This window comes from Nocardioides sp., from assembly GCF_036405735.1.
In the GTDB taxonomy this organism is placed as follows: domain Bacteria; phylum Actinomycetota; class Actinomycetes; order Propionibacteriales; family Nocardioidaceae; genus Nocardioides.
Genome location: NZ_DASWXC010000085.1, coordinates 1 through 5,445, shown reverse-complemented (window position 1 = coordinate 5,445; position 5,445 = coordinate 1). Strand labels below are relative to the sequence as shown.

Annotated in this window: 9 protein-coding genes; 3 read left to right on the top strand and 6 right to left on the bottom strand. The window is 73.3% G+C overall.

The window, feature by feature from the left end:
• Nucleotide 1: 1 nt before the first annotated feature.
• Nucleotides 2–643 (top strand): potassium channel family protein, encoded by a 642-nt coding sequence (locus tag VGE38_RS13910; RefSeq protein WP_331143148.1) that lies wholly within the window; start codon nucleotides 2–4, stop codon nucleotides 641–643.
• A gap of 1 nt (nucleotide 644) precedes the next feature.
• Here VGE38_RS13910 and VGE38_RS13905 read toward each other — a convergent pair whose 3' ends face one another.
• The 4 genes from VGE38_RS13905 to dut form a co-directional block, all read right to left on the bottom strand.
• Nucleotides 645–1,379: a DUF3159 domain-containing protein gene (locus tag VGE38_RS13905; protein WP_331143147.1), complete on the bottom strand. Its 735-nt coding sequence runs from the start codon at nucleotides 1,377–1,379 to the stop codon at nucleotides 645–647.
• Nucleotides 1,376–1,735, bottom strand: coding sequence for an OB-fold nucleic acid binding domain-containing protein (locus tag VGE38_RS13900; RefSeq protein ID WP_331143146.1), 360 nt, complete (start codon nucleotides 1,733–1,735; stop codon nucleotides 1,376–1,378). Before VGE38_RS13900 ends, VGE38_RS13905 begins: the two co-directional genes overlap by 4 nt.
• Complete coding sequence (locus tag VGE38_RS13895) at nucleotides 1,735–2,376, bottom strand: DUF3710 domain-containing protein (protein WP_331143145.1); 642 nt, start codon at nucleotides 2,374–2,376, stop codon at nucleotides 1,735–1,737. The genes VGE38_RS13900 and VGE38_RS13895 overlap by 1 nt, the downstream gene beginning before the upstream one ends.
• A gap of 81 nt (nucleotides 2,377–2,457) precedes the next feature.
• Complete coding sequence (gene dut / locus VGE38_RS13890; protein WP_331143144.1) at nucleotides 2,458–2,931, bottom strand: dUTP diphosphatase; 474 nt, start codon at nucleotides 2,929–2,931, stop codon at nucleotides 2,458–2,460.
• A gap of 53 nt (nucleotides 2,932–2,984) precedes the next feature.
• Between dut and VGE38_RS13885 the strand changes: the two genes are divergently transcribed.
• Both VGE38_RS13885 and VGE38_RS13880 read left to right on the top strand, forming a co-directional pair.
• On the top strand, nucleotides 2,985–3,449 hold the full coding sequence (locus VGE38_RS13885) for a DUF3093 domain-containing protein (protein WP_331143143.1): 465 nt from the start codon (nucleotides 2,985–2,987) through the stop codon (nucleotides 3,447–3,449).
• A 62-nt stretch (nucleotides 3,450–3,511) separates the two neighbouring features.
• On the top strand, nucleotides 3,512–3,811 hold the full coding sequence (locus tag VGE38_RS13880; RefSeq protein ID WP_331143142.1) for a DUF4235 domain-containing protein: 300 nt from the start codon (nucleotides 3,512–3,514) through the stop codon (nucleotides 3,809–3,811).
• A gap of 184 nt (nucleotides 3,812–3,995) precedes the next feature.
• Here VGE38_RS13880 and VGE38_RS13875 read toward each other — a convergent pair whose 3' ends face one another.
• The gene (locus VGE38_RS13875; protein ID WP_331143141.1) at nucleotides 3,996–4,286 is read right to left on the bottom strand and encodes a DUF4193 domain-containing protein; all 291 of its coding nucleotides are present in this window, start codon (nucleotides 4,284–4,286) and stop codon (nucleotides 3,996–3,998) included.
• 202 nt (nucleotides 4,287–4,488) lie between these two features.
• The gene (locus VGE38_RS13870; RefSeq protein ID WP_331143140.1) at nucleotides 4,489–5,298 is read right to left on the bottom strand and encodes an inositol monophosphatase family protein; all 810 of its coding nucleotides are present in this window, start codon (nucleotides 5,296–5,298) and stop codon (nucleotides 4,489–4,491) included.
• Nucleotides 5,299–5,445: the final 147 nt, after the last annotated feature.

Here is a 5,445-nt window from a genome sequence, read left to right as displayed (position 1 = left end):
CGTGGGTCGATCGATCGCCCGGGAGCTGATCGAGAACGGTCACCAGATCCTGCTGATCGACAAGAACCCCTCGGCCATCCGTCCCGAGCGCGTCCCCAACGCCGAGTGGCTGCTCGCCGACTCGTGCGAGCTGTCCTCGCTCGCCGAGGCCCAGCTCGGCAAGTGCGACGTGGTCATCGCCGCCACCGGCGACGACAAGGCCAACCTGGTCACCTCGCTGCTCGCCAAGACCGAGTTCGGTGTCCCCCGCACCGTCGGCCGGGTCAACCACCCCAACAACGAGTGGCTGTTCACCGAGGCCTGGGGCGTGGACGTCAACGTCTCCACGCCGCGGATCATGTCGGCGCTGGTCGAGGAGGCCGTCACGGTCGGCGACCTGGTGCGGCTGTTCACCTTCCGGCGCGGCAACGCCAACCTGGTCGAGATCACGCTGCCGGGCAATAGCCCGTACGTCGGCAAGCCGATCGGACTGATCCCCTTCCCGGACAACTGCGCCCTGGTGACGATCCTGCGCGACGGGATGGTCTACGTGCCCACCCCGGAGCAGCCGATCGAGTCCGGCGACGAGCTGCTGTTCGTCGTCCCGTCCGAGAAGGAGGACGAGCTCGAGCGGCTGCTCTCGCCGTCCTCCCACCGCGGCTGAGTCAGGGCCGCTCGCCCGGGCGGTCCGGCTCGACCGGGGCCACGCGCTGCACCGGCGTCGCGTCGCGCGCCAGCAGCCACACCATCCCGCCCCAGGAGGCGATCCGCAGCGCCCACCCGAGCCCGAGCCGCAGCACGCCGATGATGCCGACCGCCAGGTCGGTGTCGATGGCGCCGGTGGCGCCGAGCACGTAGACCGGCCCCTGCAGCAGCACGCCGATCGCGCCCGGCGCCAGGAAGAGCCACGTCAGCCGGGAGCAGAGCCGGACGATCTGCGGGTCGTCGTGCCAGGCGGTGGGGTCGCCGGTGACCGACCCGACCAGGAACCCCACGAACGGCCAGCCGGCCAGCACCGAGCCGACCATCACGAGCGTGTAGGCGCCGCTCCACACGATGCCGGGCAGGAAGAACGCGAGCGCCTGCTCGGCCTCCGAGCCGCCGCTGCTGCCGGCCCAGCGGACGAAGAGCCAGCCGATGCCGACGCCGATGACGGCGTTCATGACGTACTGCACCGTGGAGCGCTGCAGCAGCCGCAGCACCAGCAGCACCGCGGCCATCGAGCCGGCCAGCAGCAGCGCGAGCTGGAGCTCCTTCAGCGTCAGCCACGTCAGGGTGAAGAGGAGACCCGGCACGCCGGCCTCGATCAGGCCGCGCCGGCCGCCGAGGGACTGGGCCATCTGCCGGCGTACGACGGCCTCGACGGTGTCGAGGGTGGGGGTGTCCTGCTCGTGGGTCACGGAATCAGCTCGTAGCGGGGGTTGTAGATGATGCGGACGTTGTCGTGGACGCCGATGCGGCCCTGGACCTGAAGGGAGCGGCCCGGGCTGATGCCGGCGATGCGACGCCGCCCCAGCCACACGACGGTGATGATGCCCGATCCGTCCGACAGCTCCGCCTCGAGCGCGGGGACACCGCCGCGCGGGCGAAGGGTGACGGTCTGCAGCCGGCCCCGCAGCGTGACGCTGGCCCGGTCGGGCGCCTCGGCGATCCGGACCACGTCGCCGCCGGCGTAGGCGGCCCGCAGGTCACGAGCCTCCGCCTCGGCGCTGTTGGCCCAGTCGCTCAGCGCGCGCCGCAGCCTGCTCTTGGCCATCAGCTCACTCGCTTGGCCTGCGGCGGGAGGGTGAGCGGCAGCGCCTCCCCGACCGGCATGGCGGCCTCGCCGCGCCGGACGACGATCGTGCTGATGCTCTCCTCCCACGACGCGGCGACCTCGCCGTCGACCGCGGGCCGGCCGAGCAGCGTGGCGCGCAGCAGCCACCGGGGGCCGTTCACGCCGATGATGCGAGAGACCTGGGTGCCGGTCTGGCCGTCGGGCAGGGTGACGGCCAGCTGGCACAGCAGCTCGGTGCCCCACCGGCCCTCCCGCTCGGTCGTCGTGCCGCCGCGGTTCGCCACGTCGGCCGCCAACTGGGGACGGACCTCCTCCCAGAGGTCGCCGTTGCGAGGCGCCGCGAAGGCGCGCAGCTCGATGGCGCCCTCCTCCCCCGTGACGAGGGCGGACTGCACCGCACCGCTCTTCTCGTCCACCTGCAGGCGCAGCTCGAGACCCGGCGTGCCCGCGATCAGCAGCGAGCCGAGATCGACCCGCTCGACGTCGGCCAGGTCGGCGGGCACCTCGTCGATGTCGAAGGGACCGCCCGCGGGCGTGGTGCCGTCGGCCCCGTCGGTGCCCTCCGCCCCGTCCAGGGTCGCGGGAGCTGCGTCGGCGTCGGACTTGCGGCGGAACTTCAACGGACTGGTCTCCCTGTGCGGTGGGACTGGCGGTGGGACTGGCGGTGGGACGCGCGGTGGGCCGGGGTGTCACGGACCGCGTCAGCGGCCGGTGAACCCACCAGTAGAACCGTAGCCTCCCTCGCCACGCACCGAGTCCGGAAGTTCGGAGACCTCGACGAAGGTCGCGTGCTCCACCCGCTGGACGACCAGCTGCGCGACCCGATCGCCGCGTCGCAGCTCGACCGGCTCGCGCGGGTCGAGGTTGACCAGGAGCACCTTGATCTCGCCGCGGTACCCCGCGTCGACGGTTCCGGGGGTGTTCACGATCGACAGCCCGTGCCGCGCGGCCAGTCCGGAGCGTGGGTGCACCAGGGCGACGTACCCCTCGGGCAGCGCGATCGCGATCCCGGTCGGCACCAGCGCGCGCTCCCCTGGCCCCAACCGGACGTCGACGGCCGTGTGCAGGTCGGCGCCGGCGTCGCCGGGGTGCGCGTACGCCGGGGCCGGCAGCCCGTCGTCGAGCCGACGCAGGTGGACGGTCAGGCGGGTGGGACGGGCGGCGGTCTCGGACACGCGGCGGACCCTACCGCGCGCACCGCTGGGGCCGGATGGGAAACTCTCCTGCTGTGACCACCTCCAGCGCCGTCTACGACGAGCGGCTCTCCGTCCCGCTGCGCTGGTGGGTCCAGGGCGTCATGTTCGTGGCGACCGTCTGGCTCGCGATGGTCGTCGCCATGCCGGGCAGCTGGGCCTGGTCGCTGACCGCCGCGATCCTGGCCCTGCTCGCCCTCGCCTTCGTGGCCTACGGCTCGGCCCGCATCGTGATCGCCGACGGGCGGCTCCAGGCCGGTCGTGCTCGTATCGACGCGGCGTACCTCGGCCGCGCCGAGCCGCTCGACCCCGAGGCGACCCGGCGCACGGCGGGCGTGGACGCCGACGCGCGGGCGTACCTGCTGCTGCGGCCCTACCTCAAGCGCGCGGTGCGGATCGAGATCGTCGACCCGGCCGACCCGACGCCGTACTGGCTGGTCAGCACCCGCCACCCCGACGGCCTGGCCGCCGCGCTCACCGAGCTCACCAGCCGACGCTGAGCCGAGCGAAGCGTGGCAGCGTCGTAGGGGGGCGGCATGGCGCCTGCCCCTAGGCTGGCCCCATGGCTAAGGGCAAGAGCTCCGGCTCGAAGATGTGGTCCGTGTTCTCCCTCGTCGCCGCCCTCGGTGCCGCCGCGGTGGCGCGCAAGGGCCTCGACGCCGGCTGGAAGGTGGCGACCGGTCGCAAGCCGCCGCAGAACCCGGCCGACCCCGACGTGCACCTGTGGGAGGCGGTCAGCTGGGCTGCCGTCACCGGAGCCTGCGTCGCGCTCGCGCGCATGCTGGCCCAGCGCCGGGCCGCCGGCTACTACGCGAAGTCGACCGGTCACCTGCCGCCGCAGCTGTCCCGGGACGGGCAGTAGGCCTCCGACACAGCGAAGGGACCGCAACCCGAGGTGGGGTTGCGGTCCCTCTGCTTGTCGTCTCGGCGCGTCGTCCTCGAGTCGCTCTCAGGGCCGACTCGTGTGTCTCGACACGCGGTCGCGGCTTCGCAAGCTCAGCCGCGCGCTCGCTCGACCCGACTGCGGTCGTGACGCGCTTCGCGCGTCACGCGCAGTCGCGACAGATCATCTTCTTCTCATCGGCCAGCTGGCTGCGGTGGTGCACCAGGAAGCAGCTCATGCAGGTGAACTCGTCCTCCTGCTTGGGCTTCACCTCGACAGCGAGCTCCTCGTGCGAGAGGTCCGCACCCGGGAGCTCGAAGGACTCGGCCGCTTCGGCCTCGTCCTCGTCGACCTTGCCGGAGTTCTTGTCGTGACGGCGCGCCTTGAGCTCTTCGATGCTCTCCTCGGACTGTTCCTCGTCCGTCTTGCGCGGGGCGTCGTAGTCCGTCGCCATGCGTCACACTCCTTTTTCTGAGGCCGTGGCGGGGCTCGGGTCGAGCCCGTCCAGGCGGTTCCCCCCGCCCGATCGTCGGGGCGAGATTGTGCACCATCGCCCTGGCGTCGTACACACCGGGCCGGTGATGCGTTCCGTGAACATCGCAGCTGGTCGCGCTATTCCCTGGTCCGCTTCGGCCGTTCCCGCCGCCGGTTCCCGCTCAGGACGCGACGAAACCTGCCTGCTCGACGGCGTCCACCAGCTCCTCGAATCCGGCCTCGCCGCCGCAGACGACCAGGGACCTCCCACTGGCTCCCGGCAGCACCGCTACCCGGGCTCCGGCCCCCTCGGCGACCAGTGCGCCGGCGGCGTAGTCCCAGAGGTTGACGCCCTCCTCGACGTAGGCGTCCACGGTGCCCTCGGCGACGTGGCACAGCTCCAGGGCCGCCGAGCCGTGCCGGCGGATGTCGCGCACCCGGGGCAGCAGCCGGCCGACCGCACGGCCCTGCCGCTCGCGCAGCGCCGGGTCGTAGCCGAACCCGGTGGCGACCAGTCGCTGGCCCAGCGGCACCGCGGGCCGTACGGCGACCGGGCGACCGTCGCGCCGGGCCTCGACGCCGCCGCGGGTCCGGTGGGCGGCGTACTCGACGCCGGTCGCGACGTTGCGCACCACGCCGGCGACGACGACCCCGTCGACCTCCGCGGCGACGGAGACGGCGAACTCCGGCAGGCCGTAGAGGAAGTTCACGGTGCCGTCGATCGGGTCGACGATCCACCGCACCCCGCTGGTGCCGGGCACGTCGTCGCCCTCCTCGCCCAGCACGGCGTCGTCGGGACGACGCAGCCGCAGCCGCTCGCGGATCAGCGCCTCCGCCGCCCGGTCGGCCTCGGTGACCACGTCGGTGTCGCTGGACTTGGTGGCGGCGACGCTGACGCCGGCGGCCGCTCGGTCGCGGACCAGCTGCGCCGCCTCCTGTGCCACCTCCCGGGCGACGGCGAGCAGCTCCGGGGCCGGCTCGGGGTCACTCACGCGGTCCGCCCCGGCAGCACCGGCGTGTCCTCACCGCACAGGGCGGGTCGCTCGCGGCCGGTCGCACAGCAGCCGGCCGGGCAGCGGTCCCAGAGCGGACCGGTCGCGCCCACGCTGGCGCGGGCCGGCTGCTCGCCCCGCTCGGCC